Origin of the sequence: Priestia sp. 40 (genome assembly GCF_049368575.1) — a bacterium.
GTDB lineage: Bacteria > Bacillota > Bacilli > Bacillales > Bacillaceae_H > Priestia > Priestia zanthoxyli.
The window spans coordinates 970,061-993,796 of record NZ_JBMPZA010000005.1 but is presented as its reverse complement, the minus strand read 5'-3'; the positions used below and the strand labels follow the sequence as shown (position 1 = coordinate 993,796).

27 protein-coding genes and 1 pseudogene are annotated in these 23,736 nt (G+C 38.1%); 23 read left to right on the top strand and 5 right to left on the bottom strand.

Annotation, left to right across the window (positions count from 1 at the left end):
* Positions 1-55: 55 nt before the first annotated feature.
* The 5 genes from ACO1DI_RS06180 (at position 56) to ACO1DI_RS06160 (ending at position 2,411) form a co-directional block, all read left to right on the top strand.
* A complete protein-coding gene (locus ACO1DI_RS06180) occupies positions 56-643 on the top strand; it encodes a DUF1405 domain-containing protein (protein WP_042991912.1) in 588 nt (195 codons plus the stop codon).
* 82 nt (positions 644-725) lie between these two features.
* Entirely contained in the window at positions 726-1,136 is a 411-nt protein-coding gene (locus tag ACO1DI_RS06175) for a YlbD family protein (protein ID WP_013058989.1), read from the top strand.
* 5 nt (positions 1,137-1,141) lie between these two features.
* Positions 1,142-1,378 (top strand): YlbE-like family protein, encoded by a 237-nt coding sequence (locus ACO1DI_RS06170; RefSeq protein WP_013058988.1) that lies wholly within the window; start codon positions 1,142-1,144, stop codon positions 1,376-1,378.
* A 99-nt stretch (positions 1,379-1,477) separates the two neighbouring features.
* Entirely contained in the window at positions 1,478-1,864 is a 387-nt protein-coding gene (locus tag ACO1DI_RS06165; protein WP_014458359.1) for a hypothetical protein, read from the top strand.
* Between the two features lie 100 nt (positions 1,865-1,964).
* Positions 1,965-2,411 (top strand): YlbF family regulator, encoded by a 447-nt coding sequence (locus tag ACO1DI_RS06160; RefSeq protein WP_014458360.1) that lies wholly within the window; start codon positions 1,965-1,967, stop codon positions 2,409-2,411.
* Positions 2,412-2,416: 5 nt separating this feature from the next.
* On the opposite strand, the gene ACO1DI_RS06155 is transcribed toward ACO1DI_RS06160, so the two are convergent.
* The gene (locus ACO1DI_RS06155; protein ID WP_115654867.1) at positions 2,417-2,731 is read right to left on the bottom strand and encodes a hypothetical protein; all 315 of its coding nucleotides are present in this window, start codon (positions 2,729-2,731) and stop codon (positions 2,417-2,419) included.
* A 77-nt stretch (positions 2,732-2,808) separates the two neighbouring features.
* Between ACO1DI_RS06155 and ACO1DI_RS06150 the strand changes: the two genes are divergently transcribed.
* Positions 2,809-3,084: a YlbG family protein gene (locus ACO1DI_RS06150; protein ID WP_013058985.1), complete on the top strand. Its 276-nt coding sequence runs from the start codon at positions 2,809-2,811 to the stop codon at positions 3,082-3,084.
* 74 nt (positions 3,085-3,158) lie between these two features.
* Here the strand turns inward: ACO1DI_RS06150 and ACO1DI_RS06145 are convergent.
* Positions 3,159-3,546 (bottom strand): annotated as a pseudogene (locus ACO1DI_RS06145) (DUF7147 family protein).
* 612 nt (positions 3,547-4,158) lie between these two features.
* Between ACO1DI_RS06145 and rsmD the strand changes: the two are divergent.
* Both rsmD and coaD read left to right on the top strand, forming a co-directional pair.
* Positions 4,159-4,728, top strand: a complete 570-nt coding sequence (gene rsmD, locus ACO1DI_RS06140) for a 16S rRNA (guanine(966)-N(2))-methyltransferase RsmD (protein WP_013084870.1) — start codon at positions 4,159-4,161, stop codon at positions 4,726-4,728.
* 35 nt (positions 4,729-4,763) lie between these two features.
* Positions 4,764-5,258 carry a pantetheine-phosphate adenylyltransferase gene (coaD, locus tag ACO1DI_RS06135; protein ID WP_013058982.1) on the top strand — a complete coding sequence of 165 codons (495 nt, stop codon included), beginning with the start codon at positions 4,764-4,766 and terminating at the stop codon, positions 5,256-5,258.
* A gap of 58 nt (positions 5,259-5,316) precedes the next feature.
* Here the strand turns inward: coaD and ylbJ are convergent, their stop codons facing one another.
* Positions 5,317-6,525 carry a sporulation integral membrane protein YlbJ gene (gene ylbJ, locus ACO1DI_RS06130; RefSeq protein WP_014458363.1) on the bottom strand — a complete coding sequence of 403 codons (1,209 nt, stop codon included), beginning with the start codon at positions 6,523-6,525 and terminating at the stop codon, positions 5,317-5,319.
* Between the two features lie 466 nt (positions 6,526-6,991).
* Between ylbJ and ACO1DI_RS06125 the strand changes: the two genes are divergently transcribed.
* Positions 6,992-7,789, top strand: coding sequence for a patatin-like phospholipase family protein (locus ACO1DI_RS06125; RefSeq protein WP_208732896.1), 798 nt, complete (start codon positions 6,992-6,994; stop codon positions 7,787-7,789).
* Positions 7,779-8,795, top strand: coding sequence for a SepM family pheromone-processing serine protease (locus ACO1DI_RS06120; RefSeq protein ID WP_423145167.1), 1,017 nt, complete (start codon positions 7,779-7,781; stop codon positions 8,793-8,795). The genes ACO1DI_RS06125 and ACO1DI_RS06120 overlap by 11 nt, the downstream gene beginning before the upstream one ends.
* A gap of 27 nt (positions 8,796-8,822) precedes the next feature.
* Here ACO1DI_RS06120 and ACO1DI_RS06115 read toward each other — a convergent pair whose 3' ends face one another.
* Complete coding sequence (locus ACO1DI_RS06115; RefSeq protein ID WP_115654865.1) at positions 8,823-10,022, bottom strand: nucleotidyltransferase; 1,200 nt, start codon at positions 10,020-10,022, stop codon at positions 8,823-8,825.
* 179 nt (positions 10,023-10,201) lie between these two features.
* On the opposite strand from ACO1DI_RS06115, the gene ACO1DI_RS06110 reads away from it, so the two are divergent.
* From ACO1DI_RS06110 to ACO1DI_RS06095, 4 genes are all read left to right on the top strand, one after another.
* Positions 10,202-10,720, top strand: a complete 519-nt coding sequence (locus ACO1DI_RS06110; protein ID WP_014458367.1) for a YceD family protein — start codon at positions 10,202-10,204, stop codon at positions 10,718-10,720.
* Positions 10,721-10,785: 65 nt separating this feature from the next.
* Positions 10,786-10,959 (top strand): 50S ribosomal protein L32, encoded by a 174-nt coding sequence (gene rpmF, locus ACO1DI_RS06105; RefSeq protein WP_013058976.1) that lies wholly within the window; start codon positions 10,786-10,788, stop codon positions 10,957-10,959.
* 168 nt (positions 10,960-11,127) lie between these two features.
* Positions 11,128-11,895, top strand: coding sequence for an enoyl-CoA hydratase/isomerase family protein (locus ACO1DI_RS06100; protein ID WP_013084864.1), 768 nt, complete (start codon positions 11,128-11,130; stop codon positions 11,893-11,895).
* A 178-nt stretch (positions 11,896-12,073) separates the two neighbouring features.
* Complete coding sequence (locus ACO1DI_RS06095) at positions 12,074-12,676, top strand: RsfA family transcriptional regulator (protein ID WP_013058974.1); 603 nt, start codon at positions 12,074-12,076, stop codon at positions 12,674-12,676.
* Between the two features lie 81 nt (positions 12,677-12,757).
* Here ACO1DI_RS06095 and ACO1DI_RS06090 read toward each other — a convergent pair whose 3' ends face one another.
* Positions 12,758-13,228 carry an N-acetyltransferase gene (locus ACO1DI_RS06090; protein ID WP_115654863.1) on the bottom strand — a complete coding sequence of 157 codons (471 nt, stop codon included), beginning with the start codon at positions 13,226-13,228 and terminating at the stop codon, positions 12,758-12,760.
* Positions 13,229-13,541: 313 nt separating this feature from the next.
* Here ACO1DI_RS06090 and ACO1DI_RS06085 point away from each other — a divergent pair, with 313 nt between their 5' ends.
* From ACO1DI_RS06085 to ACO1DI_RS06045, 9 genes are all read left to right on the top strand, one after another.
* Positions 13,542-14,894: an acetyl-CoA carboxylase biotin carboxylase subunit gene (locus tag ACO1DI_RS06085; RefSeq protein WP_182420424.1), complete on the top strand. Its 1,353-nt coding sequence runs from the start codon at positions 13,542-13,544 to the stop codon at positions 14,892-14,894.
* Positions 14,891-15,103, top strand: a complete 213-nt coding sequence (locus tag ACO1DI_RS06080) for a biotin/lipoyl-containing protein (protein ID WP_033579761.1) — start codon at positions 14,891-14,893, stop codon at positions 15,101-15,103. The genes ACO1DI_RS06085 and ACO1DI_RS06080 overlap by 4 nt, the downstream gene beginning before the upstream one ends.
* Positions 15,104-15,122: 19 nt before the next feature.
* Positions 15,123-16,664: an acyl-CoA carboxylase subunit beta gene (locus ACO1DI_RS06075; protein WP_049166164.1), complete on the top strand. Its 1,542-nt coding sequence runs from the start codon at positions 15,123-15,125 to the stop codon at positions 16,662-16,664.
* A gap of 158 nt (positions 16,665-16,822) precedes the next feature.
* On the top strand, positions 16,823-17,704 hold the full coding sequence (locus tag ACO1DI_RS06070) for a 2-dehydropantoate 2-reductase (RefSeq protein ID WP_226701621.1): 882 nt from the start codon (positions 16,823-16,825) through the stop codon (positions 17,702-17,704).
* Between the two features lies 1 nt (position 17,705).
* On the top strand, positions 17,706-18,089 hold the full coding sequence (locus ACO1DI_RS06065; protein ID WP_013058968.1) for a DUF3397 domain-containing protein: 384 nt from the start codon (positions 17,706-17,708) through the stop codon (positions 18,087-18,089).
* Between the two features lie 90 nt (positions 18,090-18,179).
* On the top strand, positions 18,180-19,805 hold the full coding sequence (gene bshC, locus ACO1DI_RS06060; protein ID WP_209367797.1) for a bacillithiol biosynthesis cysteine-adding enzyme BshC: 1,626 nt from the start codon (positions 18,180-18,182) through the stop codon (positions 19,803-19,805).
* Positions 19,806-20,139: 334 nt separating this feature from the next.
* Positions 20,140-21,075 carry a 16S rRNA (cytosine(1402)-N(4))-methyltransferase RsmH gene (gene rsmH / locus ACO1DI_RS06055; RefSeq protein WP_013058966.1) on the top strand — a complete coding sequence of 312 codons (936 nt, stop codon included), beginning with the start codon at positions 20,140-20,142 and terminating at the stop codon, positions 21,073-21,075.
* A gap of 33 nt (positions 21,076-21,108) precedes the next feature.
* Positions 21,109-21,468 carry a cell division protein FtsL gene (gene ftsL / locus ACO1DI_RS06050; protein ID WP_013058965.1) on the top strand — a complete coding sequence of 120 codons (360 nt, stop codon included), beginning with the start codon at positions 21,109-21,111 and terminating at the stop codon, positions 21,466-21,468.
* Positions 21,469-21,473: 5 nt separating this feature from the next.
* A complete protein-coding gene (locus tag ACO1DI_RS06045) occupies positions 21,474-23,720 on the top strand; it encodes a penicillin-binding protein (RefSeq protein ID WP_140451719.1) in 2,247 nt (748 codons plus the stop codon).
* Positions 23,721-23,736 lie beyond the last annotated feature (16 nt).

Sequence of the window (23,736 nt, the reverse complement as noted above, 5' to 3'; positions counted from 1 at the left end):
TGTTCAAAAACTGTACATAATAAAGAAGAGATCAAATGTAAAGGAGACTTTCTAAATGGCTTGGTTATGGTATACCTTAAAAGATAAGCGTTTTTTAACGCTTTTGCTGATTGTGAATATATTAGGAACAATCTACGGATATATTTGGTATGGAAGTCAATTAGCGGAAACACCTAAGAAGTTTTTATTATTTGTGCCTGATAGTCCAACGGCAAGTTTGTTTTTTGTTATTGTACTTATCGGTCTTTTACTTGGAAAGCATTTTTCACTGTTTGAAGCTTTAGCAATGATCACGCTGTTTAAATACGGGATTTGGGCCGTCGTAATGAATGTATTGGTCTATGTGTTGACAGGATACATTGATTGGATGATGCTTATGTTAATGGCTTCTCATGCAGCAATGGCTTTTCAAGGGCTTTTATACGTACCGTTTTACCGGATTAAATTATGGCATTTAGCTGTTGCCGCTGTATGGGCTGTACATAATGATATCATTGATTACGTTTTTTCTATGATGCCAAGATACAGCATGCTTAATGCGTATATGTCTGAAATTGGTTATTTTACATTTTGGCTAAGCATTTTATCTATCTCCATTACATACTGGTTCACAGTTCGTGCTTCTTCAAAAAAACAGCTATAAAAAATTTTTGAAATAGACGCACGAAACGAGCTCTCTTTTTCTAAGATATAGTAGGCTATATTTAAGTATGAGGTGAGTGACTGTGAAGGAAACCAAACGAGAGCTTCATCCGTCCGTTGTGGAATTTAAGCAATTTGTAAAATCACATCCAAAATTAGTGGAACAGGTTCGAAAGCAGCAAAAAACGTGGAAAGAGCTTTATGAAGATTGGTATTTATTCGGTGCAGAAGATCCAATGTGGGAGGCATATCGTTCAGAAGAAAGTGCGAAGGCTGAACCGGCTGCTGCCACAGAGGAGAAAAAAGATATTATGGGTACAATTGTATCCTCGCTGAAAAACATGGACTTGAATCAAATGCAAAATCATATCACGAATGTAAATTCAGCGATTTCGAATATTCAACAAGTACTGCAGCAATTTCAACCATCTAAGCCATCAGGTGGAGGAGCAGCTTCCGGGCCAGGGAATCCATTTGGCTTTAGGAAAGATTAAACGAAATGAGAAAAGATATATACGAATATATGCAGTCTCGTCCTAAGCTTAACGACTTCGTTCGTGAACAGCCAATGTGGTACCGGCGCTTATCTAGAAATCCTGAAGAACTGGAGAAGTTTGAATTAGAATCCAAACACTACTATAAACAAACCATTCCTCATAAAGTTGAAAAATTTTCGAATTCAATTCAAATGGCAAACATGATGTTTCATATGTTTCAGTCCATGAAAAATCAATGATCTCTGCATACATAGTGATGCAGAGATTTTTGCATATCATGAGTAAAAACAAAGAGTTTGTAAACACTATGGAGAAACGAATGATAAAGGAATGGTATTATGCGCTTACTATTAACGACGGCCTTATGTGTAGTTTCTCTGCTAGGATGCAACCATGATAAACCAAAACCTGAGACTAAAACTTCCTCTCAACCGCGGGCAGCTGAAACGTTTGGTGCAATGAATGCAAAACCTTCACTGATGGTACATCAGCATGTGAAAGGGCAGAACGTGTACGTCGAATGTATTCTAAGCGGGTTTTCATTTTCAACAGAGAGTGGATTTCTTCAAATCACAGTAGATGGAAAACCATTTAAAGAAATGAAGCAAGCAGCCTTTGTTTTAAGTGATCTTCCAAAAGGATCTCATACGGTTACGATTGAACTGATGAAATCTAAAGAAGAAAGTTATCAAGTGAGGAATACCTTTACGGTTGAAATTATATAGTTAAAAAGTAGAACTTGTAGTAAATCAGTGTAAGCTGTTTTAGCAAGTTCTTTTTCTTTAGATCCAAAACGTGATAAGATAAAAGCGGAGGTGCACAGCTATGCTGACAACAATGAGAACTGTTGAATTGCTCGATGAGTCTGATCATGTAGCTAACATGGTGTTACAATCAGACGTAGCCGAGAACTATCGTCAATGTTTATATAGATTAAAAAAAGATTCACATGCACAGGCATTAATTGCTGAATTTGTGAAAATAAAGGAACAGTATGAGGATGTTCAGCGATTTGGAAAATATCATCCTGATTATAAAACCATTACGAGACAAGTACGTGATGTAAAGCGTCAAGTTGATTTACACGCGACAATCGCTGCGTTCAAAAAAGCAGAAAATGAATTACAAAAGCTGCTTGATGAAATTAGCGTTATCCTTGGTCAAGCTGTTTCCGAGCATGTTAAAGTACCAACGGGAAATCCGTTTTTTGATACGGGAAGCAGCTGCGGCGGTGGATGCGGATCTGGTGGAAGCTGTGGGTGCAGCGCATAAGCCGTTCACTGTATAAATCGAATGCAATCAGCACAGGAATTTCCGCAGCAGGCCATTTTACGCTGTGGAACGTAAAACCTATGCTGATAGACATAAGTAAGATGCTGACTTCTGACAAAAGTCGAGCGCCACGTAGCATTCGTATTGGATGTAGCAAAAATAGATGAAGCTTCTAGAAGCTCATCTATTTTTCTACGCTCAATTGATGTGTTTATATACAAGAAGGGTATATTTGTGATTTTTTTGAAAATGACTTGTTCAATAGCTGTGTGCTCGTTAAAATGAGTAAGAAAGAGCATCCAAATATCATCTAAATTCATACATAAAGCACCTACTTCATATAAAAGAATTTATGATAAAGAAAACCAATATAACGTATGCAAAAGGGGAACTAAATATGTTTGTTGAACGTCAAGGAATTGTGGCGTATGTGCATTCTGTTAAGCAAGCAAAAGCATTGCGCAAGTACGGAAATGTACATTACGTATCGAAAGAATTAAAGTATGTTGTCTTATATTGCAACCAAGATGGCATTGAAAAAACAATCCATAAACTTCAGTCTCTACCTTTTGTGAAGAAAGTAGATCCTTCTTATCGGCCGTTTTTAAAAACAGAATTCGAAAATTCGAAGCCTGATAAAGCAAAGGAATATGACTATAAGATAGGAATTTAAACAAAAAAGGAATGTGATGTACATTCCTTTTTTTATTTTACTCCCCTTTAGCAAACGAATAGGCAGGGATGAGATTACTGCATCGGCGGAATAAAGCGGTTCATTCGCAAAATGCCAATCAGATGCTGATAGTATAGAGCTGTTTCTGGAAAGGTAGTAGATGGTTTGACATCGAGTACCACAATTTCTTTCCCTGCTTCCTCAGCAGCTTGTTTAAATAACTCAACGCGCTTGCTGTCGTTTTGTTTTAAAACAATTCCTTCTCGGCAAACGTAAAGCGGTTGGAAATTTCCTTCAGCTGTTGGATGCAAGACAGCGACAAAAGAAGCTACTTGTTCGATCTTCTTTTACTGTTCGCAGCATAATAAGATGAGCAAGACGATGTTTGTTGCTTTTGACAATCTCTAACAGCTCATAAATATCTGAATACCCTTCTCCGAGCTCAATAAAACGCTGAATCATATGTATTTCCCCCTTTATGTATTAAAAAAGCAAACTCACGTAGTTTAATGTATCACTGAATATTTTAAGAGTAAATAAAAAAATCCCTACAACTACTCATTGTAGGGCCCTTCAATAAAGGGGTGTAATCACCTCTGCGATTACAAGCACCTTGATGAAGGCAAAGGGAGAGGAGAAACCGGAGGAAGAACTTATGGGGAAACGTAAGTCTTCTCCGCGGTTGGCAACAACATCGGTTAGATGATGTTGTTACTAGTCAGTATGTCCGTTTTAAACGTTCATATACCTGTCTTGTGAAATTCAATTTTTAAAACATAAAAGACTGATAACATGACAGAGAAAAAGGGTAAATTTACGTTTATTATGACATATTAAAGTAAAGGAAATCTTCTATGAACGAAATGCGGAATGATCTTCATAGTTGTATCTTTTAGAAAAGAATCAGTATATCTAAGGAGACGGTCGTAAAAGTCCAGCATAAAAGCAAGCTGCTGGGTTATTGCACAGAATGTATCCAGCATTGAATAAATTGAGGATTTTTGCTAGTCTTTGTAATTCAAAATATGTTAGGATAATGAAGAATAAGGAAGTAAAAGTAAGGTAGTGATAAGGATGAGAGTAGTAGCAGGTTTATATAAAGGCCATGCGTTAAAGGCGGTTCCAGGATACTCAACCCGCCCTACAACAGATAAGGTGAAAGAAGCTATTTTTAATATGATTGGACCGTTTTTTGAAGGTGGAACAGCTCTTGATTTGTTCGGTGGAAGCGGTGGCTTGGGAATTGAAGCTCTAAGCCGAGGAATAGATAAAGTCATTTTTGTGGATCGGGATGGCAAAGCGATTCAGACGATTAAAGCAAACTTAGCATCCTGCCGGTTAGAAGACCGCGCTGAAGTGTATCGAAATGATGCAGAACGTGCACTGAAAGCGATAAAGAAAAGGGAGCTGACTGTCGATTTACTTTTGCTTGATCCACCGTATAAAGCACAAAAGTTGAAAGCGCTTATCGAAACCGTAAGTGAAGAAAACCTTCTAGCAAAAACAGGAATTATTGTAGCAGAGCATTCTCATGATGTACATTTAGATAATGAGATTGGTTTATTTGAAAAAATAAAAAGCGAAACGTACGGTATCATTGGTGTTTCTATTTATACATACAAAAAAGAAGAATCAGTTGAATAAATCAATGAGCTGTTAGATGTAGAAAGGGGATACGTATGGGCAGTATAGCTGTTTGTCCAGGAAGCTTTGATCCAGTTACAAATGGACATTTTGATATTATTAAACGAGGCGCAAATGTATTTGATACGATTTATGTAGTTGTTTTAAATAACTCTTCAAAAAGTCCTCTATTTACAGGGGAAGAGCGAGTAGCTTTGCTGAAAGAAGTAACAAAATCACTTCCTAATGTAGTAGTAGAGTCGTACAGCGGATTATTAATGGAATATGCAAAAGAAAAGCAGGCAAAGACCATTTTAAGAGGTTTGCGTGCAGTATCGGATTTTGAGTACGAAATGCAAATCACATCTGTAAATCGCGTATTAGATAAAGAAATCGAAACGTTATTTATGATGACAAATAATCAATATTCGTTTTTAAGTTCTAGTATTGTAAAAGAAGTAGCTAAATATGGCGGGAATATCTCTGAATTAGTTCCTCCCCCTGTTAGAGAAGCGCTTGCGGAAAAATTTGAGCAGCTGTCTCAAAAATAAGATAAAAAAGAACGTGATGTTTTCTTTGCCGATAAGAAAACGTCACGTTCTTTTTTTACTAGGAACGATGAAGAAACGTTCGTTTTGAATATATATAAATATAGCAGCACAGCGTAAAAATCGTTAAGAGCGGACCGTACACGTTTAGCCACTGCGATAGAATCGTAACGGACTCCAAGTGAGAAAAAACCGGCAGTGCTCCTTCAGATGCTTGAAAAGTAGTAATGGATTCTCGAAGAGGACCCCATAGAAAGATAGTGAATACTACCGCAAAACAGCCGTGAAAAATGCGTGCAATAAAAAACGGGAAAAATCGAATATCTGTTTCGGCGAGTATGCTAGCTACTTGTGCTTGAACGGAGAAACCGCTGAAGCCTAATACAAAGCTAACGATGATAATTTGATGAAACAGCAGCGTGTCTGGTGCTTCACTTGCTAGACGGCTTCCTAGCGTGATTTCAAAAAGCCCTGAAATAAAGGGAAGGCTGAGTTCAGTCCCTATATGACACAGGGAAAATAAATAAGCTAGACCGCTGCTTAAAACGGCCGTGATATGAGTAACATATAAAAGTTTGTTTAATACAGAAAATAAAATGATAAAACCGCCAATCATTAAGAGAGATTGAACAGCAGAAGTAACTGCATCTCCTAAAAGCTTCCCGATAGGACGCTTATCTTTTAAACGCGTTTTATGCATTTCATGAAAAGCTAACGATAAAGAAGGTTTTTGAGTTACTTGCCCTTTCGGTTTTGCTGATCCATAAAAACGCATCACCAGTCCTACACAAATATTCCCTATGTAATGAGAGAGAGCTAATATGATACCGACAGCTGGATTGTGAAAAAAGCCAACTGCCACAGCCCCAAAAATAAAAATAGGGTTAGATGAGTTAGTAAATGATACGAGTCTTTCAGCTTCGATAGCTGTTAGCTGCTTTTCTTGACGCAGCCGGGAAGTGATTTTTGCACCTGAAGGAAACCCAGAAGCCATGCCCATTGCTAAAGCAAAACCCCCTACTCCAGGTACTCGGAATAAAGGCCTCATAAACGGCTCTAATAAGATTCCAATGAACTTCACTACGCCAAACCCAATAAGCATTTCTGAAACAATAAAAAAGGGCAGCAGAGAAGGAAAGACGACCTTCCACCATGTGTTGAGACCTCTTACTGAACCTTCTAGCGCTTCTTTTGGATATACAATAAGCGCAATAGCGAGAAGCGTTACGCTCGTCCCGAGCAGAAGTGTTTTCACCATCGATTTATTCAACGAACGATTCATCTCCTTTTCTAAGCTCACGTCATTTTGATACGAATGAAATGAGGAGTTTTAGGCAAATGTACAAGTTCTTCTATATATCAATATACGAAGCTATGCATTGACTTTATGCCTATGAGTAAGGAGAAAATAAATTCATACTGAATAAAAAGGCGTCTTGTCACATTTGGAAATACAATTCATATACATAAATCAATGCACTTCTAGGATAGTCAAGGAGTAAAAAAACGTATACGCAGCAAGCGAAGAGTAAGAATTTCTTAAAACAACCTTCAGTATAGTATAATGCTTAATAACCACCGTGGATTGAGCAAAACATATCTTTAGCTTCATACTAAATGAACAAATAGAAAATGAAGAATAGTCCTACCGAAGACAGGGCAACAATGATAGAGAAGCTCATCAAATGTTTTTACATTTTTAGAAGTCTATAAGGTAAAACGAGGGGGCAGGTAAAGTGGAAAGCCCAAAAATAGGAGTTGCGTTAGGCTCAGGTGGAGCTAGAGGTTTTGCACATTTAGGAGTAATCAAAACGCTAACAGAAAATAACATTCCTATTGATTTTCTAGCTGGCAGCAGCATGGGAGCTTTAGTTGGTGCACTATATGCGTCGGGTATTGAACTGACAACTCTTTATAAAATGGCGCTAACGTTCAAACGAAAGTATTATTTGGATTTTACCGTGCCTAAAATGGGGTTTATTACAGGCAACAGAGTAAAATCGTTGGTTCGCACCTTTACGCAAAATAGAACCATTGAACAGCTATCTATACCGTTTGCCATCGTAGCGACAGATTTGAAAACAGGAGAGAAAGTGGTGTTTAAAAAAGGACCTATCGCTGAAGCGGTGAGAGCAAGTATTTCAATTCCAGGAATCTTTGCTCCCGAAGTAATTGATGGACGATTGCTTGTAGACGGCGGGGTAGTGGACCGTATTCCTGTATCGGTTGTAAAAGAAATGGGATCTGATATTGTTATTGGAGTGGATGTATCAAAAGCGAAAGTGAATGCAGAAATCAGCTCCATTTTCGATGTCATTATGCAAAGTTTAGATATTTTGCAAGATGAGCTAGTAGCTCACCGAACCATTGCTTCAGACGTTATGATTCGTCCTAATCTCGATACTTTTAGTTCCCGAGCATTTACAAACATTCAAGAAATGATTTCAATTGGTGAACAAGCAGCACATGAGCAGTTGCCTTCTATCCTACAAGCAATTGATCATTGGAAGGAGAACAAAAAAAGTGAAATCTAGAATTAGAATTTTGGTATATTTGGCTGTTATTGCAGTGGTGGCAATGCTTTGTTTTTATCCTTTGCCGTACTACATTACAAAGCCTGGAATGGCAGAAGAACTTGCGCCTATTATTAAGGTAGAAGATGGATACCATGAAAAAGGGACGTTTATGCTTACAACTGTAAGAATGGGCAGAGCAACTCCTCTTTCATATGGTCTTGCGAAAATACAGGACTTTCATGAAATTTTCCCTACAAAGCAAATTTTGCAGCAAGGTGAAAGCGATGAAGACTACTCGACAAGGCAATTACATATGATGGATACGTCAAAAAATGCCGCTATTTCAGTAGCATACGAAGCAGCTGGAAAGACCGTTTCCTATCTCAATAAAGGCGTATATGTTACATATGTTGTAGAAAATATGCCTGCAAATGGAAAACTTCATGTTGGAGATGTAGTGACGAAAGTAGACGAGAAAAAAATTCAAACTGCTGAGGACTTAATCAACTACGTATCGACTAAAAAAGCAGGAGATTCAGTATCAATTTATGTAAAAAGAGATGGCAAAGAAAGCAAACATACTCTAAAAGTTAAAGCATTTCCTGACGAGCCGAAACGAGTAGGCCTAGGAATTGCCTTAGAAACAAACCAAGAATTAAAAGTTAAGCCCGATATACATATTGATACTGAAAAAATAGGAGGGCCTTCAGCAGGGCTGATGTTCTCGCTTGAAATTTATAATCAGCTTGTTAAAGAAGACATGACAAAAGGCCACCGAGTCGCAGGTACAGGGACTATCAATGATAAAGGAGAGGTAGGACCAATCGGAGGTATTTCGCAAAAAATTGTAGCGGCAGATAAAGAAGGAGCAGAGATTTTCTTTGCACCAAATGAAAAAGGGGCTGCGGGCTCTAACTACCGAGAAGCAGTGAAGACAGCTAAAAAAATAAACAGTGATATGAAAATTGTACCCGTGGATTCATTTTCGGATGCCGTAACCTATTTAGAAGAGCTGAAACCATAAAAAAATCGTCTCTTGTAGACGATTTTTTTATGGCCAAATAATAGGAGGCTGCGTATATTCTTGTTTCATAAACTGAGAGCGCAGAGGCTCCTGAAACGGCATACTATAAACATGTGTCGCTTTAATGTCGGTATCAATTTCTTTTAGTTTACATTGCGAGACAGTGGATACAATAGGAAGGGACAGCTTTTTCTTAATCGTTTTTAAATAGCCTTGTCCTGTCTTTGACATTCCCAATAAGCGAATATAAGGATCAGCTTGTTGCATCTCACTTTTTGTTGTATTGGTTAAAAGATGAACGCACATGCGCTGTAGACGGGTTCTCGTATATCGCTTCGTTTTAACATTTGTTAAAAAATCTTCAAATGAAGTAGATGAAGAAATATAAGATAGCAGCCGATGTTCAATACCTTCTTCTATTTCATAAATACGCTGTAAGTCATAAAGCGAAGTAGTTAATAATTTGTATTTCAAAAATGGGAAATAGTGCTCCCAATGATGAAACTGTCCGTTTGCTTGTTTGTAAGCTGCTAATTCGTTTGCTGTACTAACTGGCATATGCTTGCTCAGGTCCCCATGGCTGCTGGTGTCAAAAATAGCTTTACGTATGCTTGTAGCGCTTGAAATAAAAGAGGAAGACAGTGAATCATCGTGATAATGTGATTGAATTCGAGTGATTGTATATGGTTTAATAGATGCATGCTGTTTTTTAATGGCAGCTACATAGCTCATTCCAAGCACATTATTTGGCTGAGATAGATCAATAGGAGCCTCCGTGAAAAGCTGTAAGAAAGCATTGGAAGCGGCTTTTGGATAACTGTTTCCTTTTTTCATCTCTTGTTGAATTAAAGCGGATAGTTCTGATTCATGAGTTTCGAGCAAATCAGCGGTGCGGGTAAATGAGTCAATATGGCCATTTTCGCTGCCAAAGCATACAAAGTCAGCGTGAAGAGATTCTAAAATAGAAATAGCGCCGCTTGCGAATGTTTCAGCTTTTTGAGTAGAAAAAGCATAGGGTAATTCAACGACTAAGTCTGCACCAGCAGCTAAAGCCATTCTTGTGCGGGACCATTTCGATACAAGAGCAGGCTCTCCGCGCTGCAAAAAGTGCCCGCTCATCACAGCAATCACACAATCTGCTCCGGTTTGTTGTTTCGCTTGCTGCAAATGATAAGCGTGTCCGTTATGAAAAGGATTATATTCGACAATTATTCCAACTGCTTGCATAATGTCTCCTTTTAATTTATTATTTTTAGTCTAGTTCTTTGTTTTAAAAACATTTTTTTATGAAAGTAAGAAATTTTTGCAAAAAAGCATATTTAAGTACATTATAGTGTAAAGAAAAAATATTGACAAATAATCTTGTGAAAGCTATAATAACCTTTGTTGCCTTGAGGTGATTAACAATGAAATGGACAATACATCAATTGTATCAGTTGCAAAATAAAGGTCTAACATTTGACGAAGTGATTGACGGCAAAGAGTTTATGAATGCTGATCCTCAAATTCGTAGAATGTCAGATGTAAACGTGAAAGGAAGAGCCGACATTAGCTCTTCGAAAGTAACGTTTCACCTTAAAATTTCAGGAGAAATGACGTTGCCTTGTGCTCGTACATTAGTCGACGTTCCGTACCCATTTGAAATTAACGCAACTGAAACGTTTTTATTGAATGTGAATGCTGATTATGAAGAAGATGCTGAAGTACGCATTGTAGAGGGAGAAACGGTTGATTTACAACCTTTGATTCAAGAGTTAATTATTGTTGAAATTCCTCTGCAGGTATTTAGTGAAAATCAGCAAGCGGCAGGAGCAGCTCCACAGTCAGGAAAAGACTGGGAAGTTGTTACAGAAGAAGAACAGCAGGAAAAAGTAGATCCCCGCTTAGCCGTACTCGAAAATTTCTTTAAAGACAAAAAGAAATAAAAATGCGAAGATCCGGCTTTCGGGCCTTCATATGATTTTAAAATTCTTTTAAGGAGGTGGGAATAATGGCTGTACCTTTTAGAAGAACATCTAAAATGAAGAAAAGAACGCGTCGTACGCACTTTAAATTACAAGTTCCTGGTATGGTAGAGTGCCCAAATTGTGGTGAAATGAAACTATCACACCGCGTATGTAAAGCTTGTGGTACTTACAAAGGAAATGACGTAGTAAGCAAATAATTGCTTATTTAAATAAAAGACCCTCTTAAAGGGTCTTTTATTTTTTTGCCTTTTTTCCTTCTCTGCCCTTTGGAGGAGAAGGATTTTTCTTATAGAACAAGAACTCTTTTTAAATAAACAATTACTGTTGTAAAAGGATTCATACCTTGTCTATAAGGAGGAAAAAGCATGAAAAAAAGCGAGCTGTTTACTACAAGCCAAGGCATTGCTACGTTTGTGATTAATCGTCCTGAAAAGCGTAATGCTATTGATTATGATGTGATGAATGAACTGCAGCAAGCTGTAGATTATGTGAAACATGATCAGTTAGTAAAAGCTTTTGTAATTACAGGTGCTGGTTCAGATGCATTTTGCAGTGGAGGAGATTTAAGTGTATTTCATGAGCTAAAGACTTCGAAAGAGGCGTCTCAAATGTTAACGAAAATGGGAAAAATTCTTTATGAGATTTTAACACTCCCAAAACCAACAGTTGCCCTTTTGAATGGAACATCGGTTGGAGGGGGATGTGAGCTTGCGATTGCATGTGACTTCCGTATAAGTGCAACACATAGCGAAATGGGCTTTATTCAAGGGAATTTAGGAATTACAACAGGCTGGGGAGGAGGAACCATTCTTCTTGAAAAGCTGCGTTATCAAGAAGCCATGGAAATGATCTACAGTGCTCAGCTGTATGGAGTAGAACGAGCAAAGCAAATTGGATTTCTTTCCTATGTCACGTCGTTTAAAGAGCTAACTATGAGGTGTGAGGAGTGGTTAGCGCCTATCACTCATAAACCGACCCAGGTATTGCAAGCTTACAAAGAAATCGCTATTGAGAAATGGGAGCAAAGCCGGGTTTGGAATCGGATGGAACAAGAAATTCATCGCTGCTCGATATTGTGGGAGTCGCCTGAGCATGAAGAAGCGGTTCAAAAGGTCATCGTTAAAAAAACATAGTTATGAACTGCATTTCCATAGCAATATAGTTAATAAGCGAAAGATGAAAGAATCACGGGTTTCCCATTTTGCTTCAAAGTATATGAAAGATTTTCTCGATTGAGAAGAGGAACAATAGTCTATCTTATCTAGTAGGTGCATATTCATTTAATAAGTACGGATAAGGAGGGATAGAAAAATGACTTCTTCTCGTCAAGATGCATGGACTCATGATGAAGATTTATTACTCGCAGAAATTGTACTGCGTCATATACGTGAAGGTGGCACTCAGCTAGCTGCATTTGAAGAAGTGGGGAAGAAACTTACACGAACATCAGCAGCTTGTGGCTTCCGCTGGAATTCTTTTGTGCGCAAACAATACAAGACTGGTATTGATCTTGCGAAAAAACAGAGAAAAGAATTAAAAGCAAGAACTGTTTCAAAAGATGACGAGCAGCCTGCACGCTTATCATATATGGAAGCAGAGAAACATATTTCGCTTAATGAGGTAATTAAATATTTAGAAAATGTAGATCAAGGGCAAAGACACTCGTCAGAGCTTCTCGAAGCTAATGAAGAACTGCAGCAAAAGATTGAACGTTTACAAGAGAAAGTAACGATTTTGGAAAAAGAAAAAAAAGCTTTGCAAAACAACTTGTTAATTGTGGAAGATGACTATAAAGCTCTTATCGAAATTATGGAGAGGGCTCGTAAAATGGTTGTATTAAAAGAGGATGAAAAAAGTAGAAAAGTAAAATTTCAAGTGGATAAAAATTTAAATTTAGAAAAAGTTCAAAAGTAAAGCGATAGTTTGAATGCTCCCTACTTCATGTTGATCATATATACCACATAGATATAAAATAAACAGCTGGAAATCAGCTGTTTATTTTTGTTCGCTTACACCGTTTGGTAGCCAAATAAGAGGGTTTTCTCCCAAATCACGATCGATATCATACGTTACAGGTGCGAATCCCATTTTTGACCAAAAATCACTCGATTTTACTCGTGGGCTTGTTTTGATAGGTAATTGAAAGGATTTGGCATATTCAACGAGCGTTTGACCTAATCCTTTGCGCTGAAAATCGCTGAGCACTTCAAGTTTCCACACTTCAATATACGTTTGAGGCGGCTCGAAATATTGATCGTACTGTTTGTTTCGCTTATAGAGACTCATGCGAGCCACTAAGCTATTTCCAAAATAAATGCCGTAAAACGGAGAATTTATTTCATTATCGGAAATCTTAGCATGTAATTCTTCTAGCATTGAAAGTTCTTGAATGCCATATTCTTTGAATTTCTTGAACTCTTCCAGCGTTTTAAAATTAATTTTTAAATGCTTCACTTCGTAATTCATCCCATATCCCCCTTGTTATGTCTCTTTGCTAGACGAACGAACTGGCTTGGTTCGTTCATCTAATATTATATAACAAAAATACAAAATATTCTGTTTTCGGGATTGTTGAATGATTATTCAATGCGCATAAGGAAAAATGAATTCTTTCAGTTAAATACGAAGAATACATTACTATAAGCATCACTTTTTAGAAAGAAAGCAAAAGGAAAGGGAAATTCAAATAGAAAGCGTTTTCAAAAATTGTAGAGGAGTTTTAAAATTATTGTAGAATTATATGGGGGAAAGTAGAAATTTGAGGAAAGGGGAGAGAAAGGTGAAAAAAATATTGATTGCAAATCGAGGAGAAATTGCTCTTCGTATTATTCATACATGCAAACAAATGGGCATTGAAACGGTGGCTGTCTATTCCGATGCAGATGCAGAACTTCCTTATGTTCAAGCGGCTACAAAAGCACGTCGAATTGGAGAGCCTCCTGTGCAAAAGTCATATTTGAATGTGGAAGAGCTGCTGCGAATTAGTCGTGAAGAAAAAGTAGACGCCATTCATCCTGGATATGGATTTTTATCGGAAAATAGTGCATTTGCTAAAAGAGCGATTGATGAAGGTTTTTGTTTTATCGGTCCTTCTCCCGAAATCATTTCGATGATGGGTGACAAAATCGCTGCCCGCGCTGCGATGAAAGAAGCGGGTGTACCTGTTGTCCCCGGCAGCGAAGGCGATGTGACGTCAGTTGAAGAGGCTTGTAAAGTAGCGGGGGTAATTGGATATCCCGTTATGTTAAAAGCAAGCGGAGGCGGCGGAGGAATTGGGATGGTGCGCTGCGATAACGAAGAAGCAGTAAAACAAGTATATGTCTCAACAAAAGCAAGAGCAAAAGCATATTTTGGTCATGAAGGAATGTTTATTGAAAAGCTTATCACAAACGCAAAACATATCGAGGTACAGGTGTTTGGAGATCAGCATGGTAATGTCGTTCATCTTTTTGAACGCGATTGTTCCGTACAAAGAAGAAATCAAAAAGTGATTGAAGAAGCCCCTGCGCTTTCTTTAAAAGAAAGTACGCGACAAGCCATGCAAAACCAAGCCGTTCAAGCGGCTAAAGCGATCGGCTATTATAATGCGGGTACGGTGGAGTTTATCGTGGATGAAGACGAAAATTTTTATTTTCTTGAAATGAACACGCGGCTGCAAGTTGAGCATCCGATCACCGAGCAAATTGCAGGGGTCGATTTAGTTAAGTGGCAGATCTTAGCTGCGCGCGGTGAAAAGCTTCCACGTGTGCAAGAGGAAATAGCAGCAAATAACTACGCCATTGAATTTCGTATTTATGCAGAAGATCCGTTTACTTTCTTACCGGCTCCGGGAAAAATTACGGGTTATCACTTGCCCGAGCGAACCTATGCGCGCGTAGATAGTGGCTACAGTAATATGAATGCGGTTACACCTTTTTATGATCCAATGATTGCAAAAGTTATTATTACTGGTCGTACGCGTTCAAATGCAATTGAACTAGCTAAATCATATTTTACAGAAGCTGTCATAGAGGGAATCAAAACGAATATTCCTCTATTTAAGCAGTTGTTAAATGAAGAATTATATGAAAAAGGAACCTATAACACATCGTTATTATCAACAGTATTAAATAAAGGAGGAGCACCACAATGAGTGAAATCAAAGCGACAATGGCAGGCATGGTATTTAATGTGTTTGTTCAGCAAGGTGCAAGTGTAACTAAAGGAGAAGTTGTTGTTGTATTAGAATCTATGAAAATGGAAATTCCTATTGAAAGCGATCAAGCTGGTATTGCAGAGACTGTCCATATAGCCGTGGGGGATTTTGTGAACGAAGGCGACGTTTTGGTGACTATTTCATAACTCATAAAGGAGAGATATCATGATACATACAGGTGAATCTCAGAAAAAATATGATGAAAATCGTCAAAAAGTAGAGCGTGGCAACGCCGAGAAGTATAAAGAGAAACTTGCAAAACAACAGAAGCTTTTTGTAAGAGATCGTTTAGCCCTTTTATTCGATGACGGGAAATATGAAGAAGACGGCATGTTTGCAAATAATAAAGCCGAAGGGTTGCCGGCAGACGGTGTTGTAACTGCGATTGGAAAAGTAAACGGTGAAACGGTTTGTGTAATGGCTAATGATTCTACTGTAAAAGCAGGGTCTTGGGGAGCTAGAACAGTAGAAAAAATTATTCGGATTCAAGAAGTAGCAGAAAAACTGCATGTGCCTTTACTGTACTTGGTGGATTCCGCGGGAGCTCGTATTACGGATCAATTAGATATGTTTCCAAACCGCCGAGGAGCTGGAAGGATCTTTCACAATCAAGTAAAACTTTCCGGCGTCATTCCTCAAATTTGTTTGCTTTTCGGTCCGTCAGCAGCTGGAGGAGCTTATATCCCTGCATTTTGTGATATTGTTGTGATGGTAGATGGGAACGCTTCTATGTACTTAGGGTCGCCGCGTATGGCCGAAGCCGTTATTGGAGAAAAGGTTACGCTAGAAGAAATGGGAGGAGCGCATATGCACTGCAGCGTTAGCGGGTGCGGTGATGTGCTGGCTTATTCTGAAGAAGAAGCTATTTCGTATGCCAAATCTTATTTAACATACTTTCCACAAAACTATCAAGAGAAGCCTAAAGTACAAAAAGCTAAAGAGCCTAAGCAGACAAAAGATTTAATAGAACTAATTCCGGAGAATCAAAATGTTCCATTTGATATCTATGAAGCAATTGATACCCTTATTGACGAGGGGAGCTTTTTTGAAATAAAAAAACTGTTTGCCGCCGAATTGGTAACAGGGCTTGCACGAATAGATGGAAAAGTAGTAGGGATTGTTGCTAATCAGCCAAAAGTTAAAGGGGGAGTGCTGTTTGTAGATTCAGCAGATAAAGGCGCAAAATTTATTCAATTGTGCGATGCATTCCATATTCCTTTGCTGTTTTTAGCTGACGTGCCTGGATTTATGATTGGAACCAAAGTAGAAAGAGCTGGCATCATTAGACATGGAGCCAAATTAATTGCAGCAATGAGTTCAGCTACAGTTCCTAAAATTTCCGTAGTCATGCGTAAAGCTTATGGCGCAGGACTTTATGCTATGGCTGGCCCAGCTTTTGAACCGGATTGCTGCATTGCATTGCCTACTGCTCAAATTGCCGTAATGGGTCCTGAAGCTGCTGTAAATGCTGTTTACTCTAATAAAATCAATGAAATTGAGGATCCGAAAGAGCGGTTTATGTTTGTAAAACAGAAACAGCAGGAGTATAAAGAACACATCGATATCTATACGCTGGCTTCTGAACTGATTATTGACGACATCGTTCCTGCTAACGAACTGCGTCGAACTTTAATTGACCGCTTTCGATTATATGAAACAAAGAATGTGACCTTTAGCCGTCGTAAACATCCGGTGTATCCCGTATAATAGAAAAAAACGGGATCATTCTAAATAATTTACAATAAGCCCGGTGATTTTTAATCACACGGGCTATATGAATAGGTAAAATTTAAAGAATGCATTTAATTCAAAGCATTTTTTTGCTAAAATGAAACTCAATAATAGAAAGAGGAACAAAAAATACGATGAAAACTATAGGTATTATTGGAGGCGGATCATTAGGTCTGTTGTTTAGCGCGTATTTATCAGATGATTATGATGTAACCTTGTACACGAAAACACAAACTCAAGCAAAGTGTATTAACGAAAATGGAATTACCTTACATAGACAAGGGGAACATCACACGAAAAAAGTCAGTGCTATTCCTCTAGAAAAAAACATAAAAGAAGCAGATTTAATCATTATTACTGTAAAACAGTATCATTTAAAAGAGATTATTCCTTTTATCAAAACCCTTACTATACATACTCCCCTTTTGTTTATCCAAAACGGTATGAGCCATATTGAAATTCTCAAAAATCTCCCGCAGCGCACTCTCTATTTGGGTACAGTTGAACACGGGGCAATGCGTACAAATATGGATAACGTCCATCATACAGGAATAGGAACAACCCGTATTGCTTCGTACAGAGGAGAAATGGAGTCTATCTTGCCAATTGTGAATTTTCCTTGGGTGATTGAAACAGATTGGTATGCGATGCTGGTGAAAAAATTAGTTGTAAATGCGCTCATCAATCCTCTTACGGCGCTGTATCGGGTAAAAAATGGGCAGCTGATTCACAACAGCTACTTTTATAAAACGATGCGTCTATTGTTTGAAGAGATTGCGGCTGTGTTAAAACTGGATTCAGCTTTTAATTATTGGGAAAATGCGCTGGGGGTTTGTTCGCGCACGAGTACAAATCAATCTTCTATGCTAAAAGATATACAGGAGGGGCGGCAGACAGAAATTGATGCTATTTTAGGCTATATTCAAACACAAGCTGCTGAAAAAAGAACGTCGACGCCTATTGTTGACTTTTTATATGGGTCAATAAAAGGAATCGAAGAAGAAAAGGGTGATTAACATGGGAAGTTTTATTGCTGGAGTTTTTGCGACGTTTGTCACTCTGCCGCTCGTTGGTTTTTTTATTCTATACATGCTTTTACGCAAACTGACGAAAAATAAAAGGAAATCTGTCCACATAGCAACGTACATTACTACGGTTTTTCTTATTTTGTCCGTGCATTATGCAGCTGTAGAAATTTTCGGGCACTCTTTTTTGTGGTTGATTGCGCTAGTCCTTTTAGTTGTAGCAATGATTATGATGTTTGTACATTGGAAAGTCAAACATGACTTAGAAATGAAGCTTATTGCGAAAGGGTTCTTTCGGATGAATTTTGTTTTGTTTCTTATTGCACATATTGTATTAAATATAGGTGGAATCGCTTTTCGTATTTCCTCTCTGTAAAGCATGTTACTAGACGTGAGCAGTTACATTATGGATAATGAAGCTATATGTAGAGAATATAAGTATTAGGAAAAGAAAGGAAGTTCTTTCATGGAGATTACAGACGTCTCTTTAAAGGCGGGAAACAAACTAACGAACGATTACATAAAAGGTGAAAAGCAAGCACTTTCCTTTTTTCATTATAATATACACGAAAAAGACGTATATGAAAAACGTTTAGCGGATGTTCAAAAGCAGTCTTATCCAAGAGAACAGCTTGCTGAGTATCTGTTTGATTTTAATAAGCGCTACGGAGCATCTTCTAAGACGATTGAAAATATTGAAAAGCTAAAAGATCCTAACAGCGTAGTGGTCGTTGGAGGTCAGCAAGCGGGGTTGCTTACGGGCCCTTTGTACACCATTCATAAAGTGATTTCAATTGTACTCCTAGCTAAACAACAAGAGGAAGCTTTAAACGTGCCCGTGCTTCCGGTATTTTGGATTGCTGGAGAAGATCATGATTTTGCTGAGATCAACCATGTATACACAGAGCATAAAAACCAGCTTTTAAAGAAAACGTTAAAGCATTCTTTAAAGAAAAAGCAAATGGTTTCTCAAATCGAACTAGACCATGAAGCCTGTAGAAGCTGGGTTCGTGATGTATTTCAAACGTTTAACGAAACGGCGCATACAAACCAGGTATTACACTTTGTTTTAGAGGCGTTAGATAAATCACGTACCTATGTCGATTTCTTTGCTCATTTGGTTACCACAATGTTCGCAGAGTCAGGTCTTATTTTAATGGATGCAGCTTCTAAAGAAGTACGCAGCATTGAATCTTCTTTCTTTGTGACGTTAATTGAACAAAATGACAAATTATCGTCAGCGGTTATGGAACAGCAAACAGAGATTCAAAAACAATACGGACGAATGATTGAAGTGGGAGAAGAAACGGCTCATCTCTTTTATTCACACAACGAAAACAGAGTACTTTTAGAAAGAGATGCAGAACAAAAGCAGTTTGTTGGAAAGCAAAATGAACTCGTGCTGTCTAAAGAAGAACTGGTTCAAATTGCTAAACAAACGCCTGAGCTTCTTAGTAACAACGTTGTTACTCGACCCCTTATGCAGGAGTACTTGCTTCCTACCCTTGCGTTTATCGCAGGTCCGGGGGAAGTAGCGTATTGGGCAGAGCTTGAAAAAGCATTTTCTTTATTTAGCTTTAAAATGCCTCCCGTTGTCCCTAGGTTATCCTATGCAATCGTAGAAAGACATATCGAGAAGTATATGGATGAACTTCAGTTAGACCTTTCGAACGTAGTGAACGAAGGCGTAGATGCAGAGAGGGAGCACTGGCTTAAGACAGAAGTTCACAACCCATACGAAATGTATTTTGAAAAAGCGAAAGAAGATTTCGAAAAAATTCATAAAACTCTTCGTGAAAATATTCAAAAAGAAGACAAAACATTTGATGAAGTCATGCTTAAAAATCGAGGGATTATTCAAAAGCAGTTTGAAACTATTCAAAAGATTGTCGAATCCAAACAGCTAATTAAGCACGATGTGAAGCATTCAAAATATGCTCAAGTTGAACTTGCTCTTCGTCCCTACAACGCTCCACAAGAACGTATGTGGAATATTATGTATTATTTAAACAGTTATGGTATGCAATTTGTGTCAGATTTACTAAGTGCTGAAGTCGAATTAAATCACCAGTTAAAAGTCTGTTATGTCTAATAAAATCCTGCTGAAAAGCAGGATTTTTATTTTGGAAAAGAGAAAAAGTCTACAAGGTGAATGTTAACCAATTGAATCCTTATAAGGTATATATTTCTAATTGAGCAAAAAAAACTTATATTCCTTACATTTTATTCTACGAATATGTCCTACTTTTAACAAAATGACACTATTTGTGACAAAAAGACAAAATTCTACTTAATTCTTATATAAATAGCTGAAATAATGTTGAACTTTGATATATAATATAAACGTGTATATATATCAAAGAAAAACACCGTTTTTTGCTTTTTGTATACATAACTAAGTAGTTTAGAAAGAAGTAGGTGTCATAATGTTTAATCACACAACTGTTTTGCTTAAAGAAGCAGCGGAAGGCTTAAATATTAAGCCGGATGGAGTATATGTCGACTGCACGCTTGGCGGAGCAGGTCATAGTGAATATATCGTAAAACAGCTATCAGAAAAAGGGAAATTAATTGCGTTTGATCAAGACGATGTCGCTCTTGCAAATGCAAAAGAGAAATTGGCCCCGTATCTAGACAGAGTTATTCTAATCAAAAGTAATTTTCGCTATTTAAAAGAGCAGCTAATGAAACACGGAATTGAAGAAGTAGATGGAGTATTGTTCGACCTAGGCGTCTCGTCTCCTCAGTTGGATACACCAGAGCGAGGGTTCAGTTTTCATCATGATGCCCCGCTTGATATGCGCATGGATCAAAACTCAATGTTTTCTGCGTACAACGTAGTAAATGAATGGCCTTATGAAAAACTTGTGAAAATCTTTTTCCAATACGGAGAAGAAAAGTTTTCGAAACAAATTGCCCGCAAAATTGAAGCATATCGAGAGTCTAAACCAATTGAAACAACGCTAGAGCTGGTTGATCTTATTAAAGATGGTATTCCAGCGCCAGCTAGACGAACGGGTGGACATCCGGCAAAACGAATTTTCCAGGCTATTCGAATTGCTGTAAATGATGAGCTTCAAGTATTTGAAGATGCAATTGAACAGGCTATGGATGTGATCAAAAAAGGTGGGCGTGTAAGTGTTATTACCTTCCACTCACTTGAAGACCGAATTTGTAAAGTTGCGTTTAAAAATGCAAGCACGGTTCCGCAGCTTCCACATGGACTGCCGATTATTCCAGAAGAATTTAAACCTAAAATGAAAGTTATTACAAGAAAACCTATTTTACCTTCAGAAGAAGAGATAGAAGAAAATAAGCGCGCGCGTTCGGCAAAGCTTCGAATTGTTGAGAAATTAGTGTAATTAAAGGGTTTAATCAAAGAGGAGGGGACGAGAATGAACAATGTAGCATACAAAGTAAGAGAGCAAGATCAGCAGCAGAAGCAGCAAAAGACGGTACGTCAAGTTGTTCGGAAGACAAAAAGAAAAATCACGGTTGGTGAAAAAATTGTGTATTCCGGATTTGTCGCACTCATGCTGTTTGGATCTGTGCAAATCATTTCAAATCAATCTTCGCTTTATAGCATCAGTGAAGAAGTGCAATCACTCGATGGAAAGATTGACAAGCAAGAAGCAAAAAACAATGAGTTAAAATTACAGGTAACAGAGTTAAGTGCATACGATCGTATTTGGACAAAAGCAAAAGAACTTGGACTAAAATTGAATGAAAATAACGTAAAAGTCGTTAACGATTAATTGCGATGACTACGCCAAGAAAAAATAGCAATATTAGTACAGGAGCAGCAATATTAATTTTAATATTTGCATTGCTCTTTTTTGTATTAGCCATCAGGTTCTTTTACATCCAAGCGACAGGCAAAGCAGACGGAGAAGCTTTAGCCGAAATTGCACAAAAACAGCATACGCGAACGTCTAATATTGAAGGACAGCGCGGTACGATTTACGATCGAAACGGAGAAGCAATCGCCCAAGATACGGGTGCTTATACGGTTGTGGCGATTTTAGATAAAAAACAAACAAAAGACAAAGATCACCCGCAGCACGTAGTAGACCCTGAAAAAACGGCTGAAAAATTAGCCCCATTGTTGAAGATGGATGAGTCTAAACTTGAAAAAATGATGTCTAAAGACGTCTTCCAAGTCGAACTTGGCCCAGGCGGACGTGACATTGATAACGTGCTAAAGCAAAAAATTGAGAAACTAAATCTCCCAGGCATCACGTTTTTACGCGATTCGAAGCGTTTCTATCCAAACGGTGTATTCGCCTCAAGTATTTTAGGATACGCACAAAAAGATGATACGGGTAAAATCGTAGGGAAAATGGGAATTGAAAAAGTATTTGATAAGCAGCTTTCTGAAGAAGATGGATATGTAAAATACGAAGCTGCTAAAAATGGAATTAAGCTTCCGGATCCAAAAGAGTCAATTGTAGCTCCGAAAAATGGAGACAGCGTCACGCTTACGATTGATGAAAAAATTCAAACGTTTTTAGAGGATGCAATGACAGCTGCTGCTAAAGAATATAAACCAGAAGAGCTAATGGCAACGGTAGTGAATCCGAAAACTGGTGAAATTTTGGCGATGTCAAACCGCCCTTCATTTGACCCAAATATTCGTGATATCACTTCTTATCGTAATCCGTTTGTTGAAAACAGCTATGAACTTGGTTCAACAATGAAAATCTTTACGTTAGCAGCCGCGATTGATGCAGGCGTCTATAACGGCGAAGATCGCTATCAGTCGGGATCTTATAAAGTAACGAAAAACAGCGTTCCGATTAACGATCACAACGGTGGAGTCGGCTGGGGAGCTATTACATTTAATGAAGGAATTCAAAGGTCTTCAAATGTAGCGGTTGCCATTTTAGCCAATGAAAAATTAGGTACCGACCGTTTGTATAAATACTTGGACAAGTTTGGCTTTATGGATAAAACGGGAATTGACTTGCCGAACGAAGCTTCTAGCAAGTTAGTGACGAAGTACCCGAGAGACCGAGTAACCACTGCGTTTGGACAGGCGTCTGCTTTTACGCCTATTCAAGAAATTCAAGCGGCTACTGCCATTGCAAATGACGGGAAAATGATGAAACCTTACGTGATTAAACAAGTAGTCGATGAAACAAATAAGAAAACGATTAAGAAAACGAAACCTACCGTAGTAGGACAACCTATTTCTAAAAAAGCAGCGAACGAAACGCTAGATATTCTAGAAACCGTTGTTTCTTCTGATGACGGAACAGGGAAACCTTACGCGATTGAAGGATACGATGTCGCTGGAAAGACGGGAACAGCTCAAATTCCTGGTCCTAGCGGAGGCTACTTGCATGGACACGGAAAAAATTTCATTTCCTTCATGGGCTTTGCACCTGCTAAAGATCCAAAGCTGCTTGTCTATGTAGCTGTTAAAAATCCAACTCTCACGCCTCAAGAGACGGGTACTGCGCCGCTTACAGCCGTATTTAATCCGGTGATGAAAAACAGCCTGCAGTACTTAGGAGTGGAGCCTGAAAAAACAGACGAAGACGGAAAGAAAACAGAAGAGAAAAAGGTAGATTCAGAAATTACGCTTAAATCTTACGTTAACGAATCAGTTGATAGTACCGTGAAAGACTTAAAACAAAAAGGACTTGTTCCTGTTGTAATAGGTAAAGGAGATACGGTAGAAAGCCAATCACCTACTTCTGATACCATTGTCACTGGTCAACGCGTGTTCATTAAGACAAATGGAAAAGCCACAATGCCTGATTTAACAGGTTTTTCACATCGTGATGTTATTCGCTTTAGTGAATTTGTCAACGTTCGACCTAGCGCACTTGAAAATGGTTATGTTGTAAGTCAAAGTATTAAAGCAGGCGATCCGCTAAAAGCAGGCACGTACCTGAAAGTGGAACTTGAAACGCCTAAAGAATTTTCAAGCACGTTAAATAAGTTAAAAGAAACGGAAAAAAGTGAATCTGATAGTAAAAAAGACGATAAGCAACTTGACTAGAAAATAAGTTCTAGTG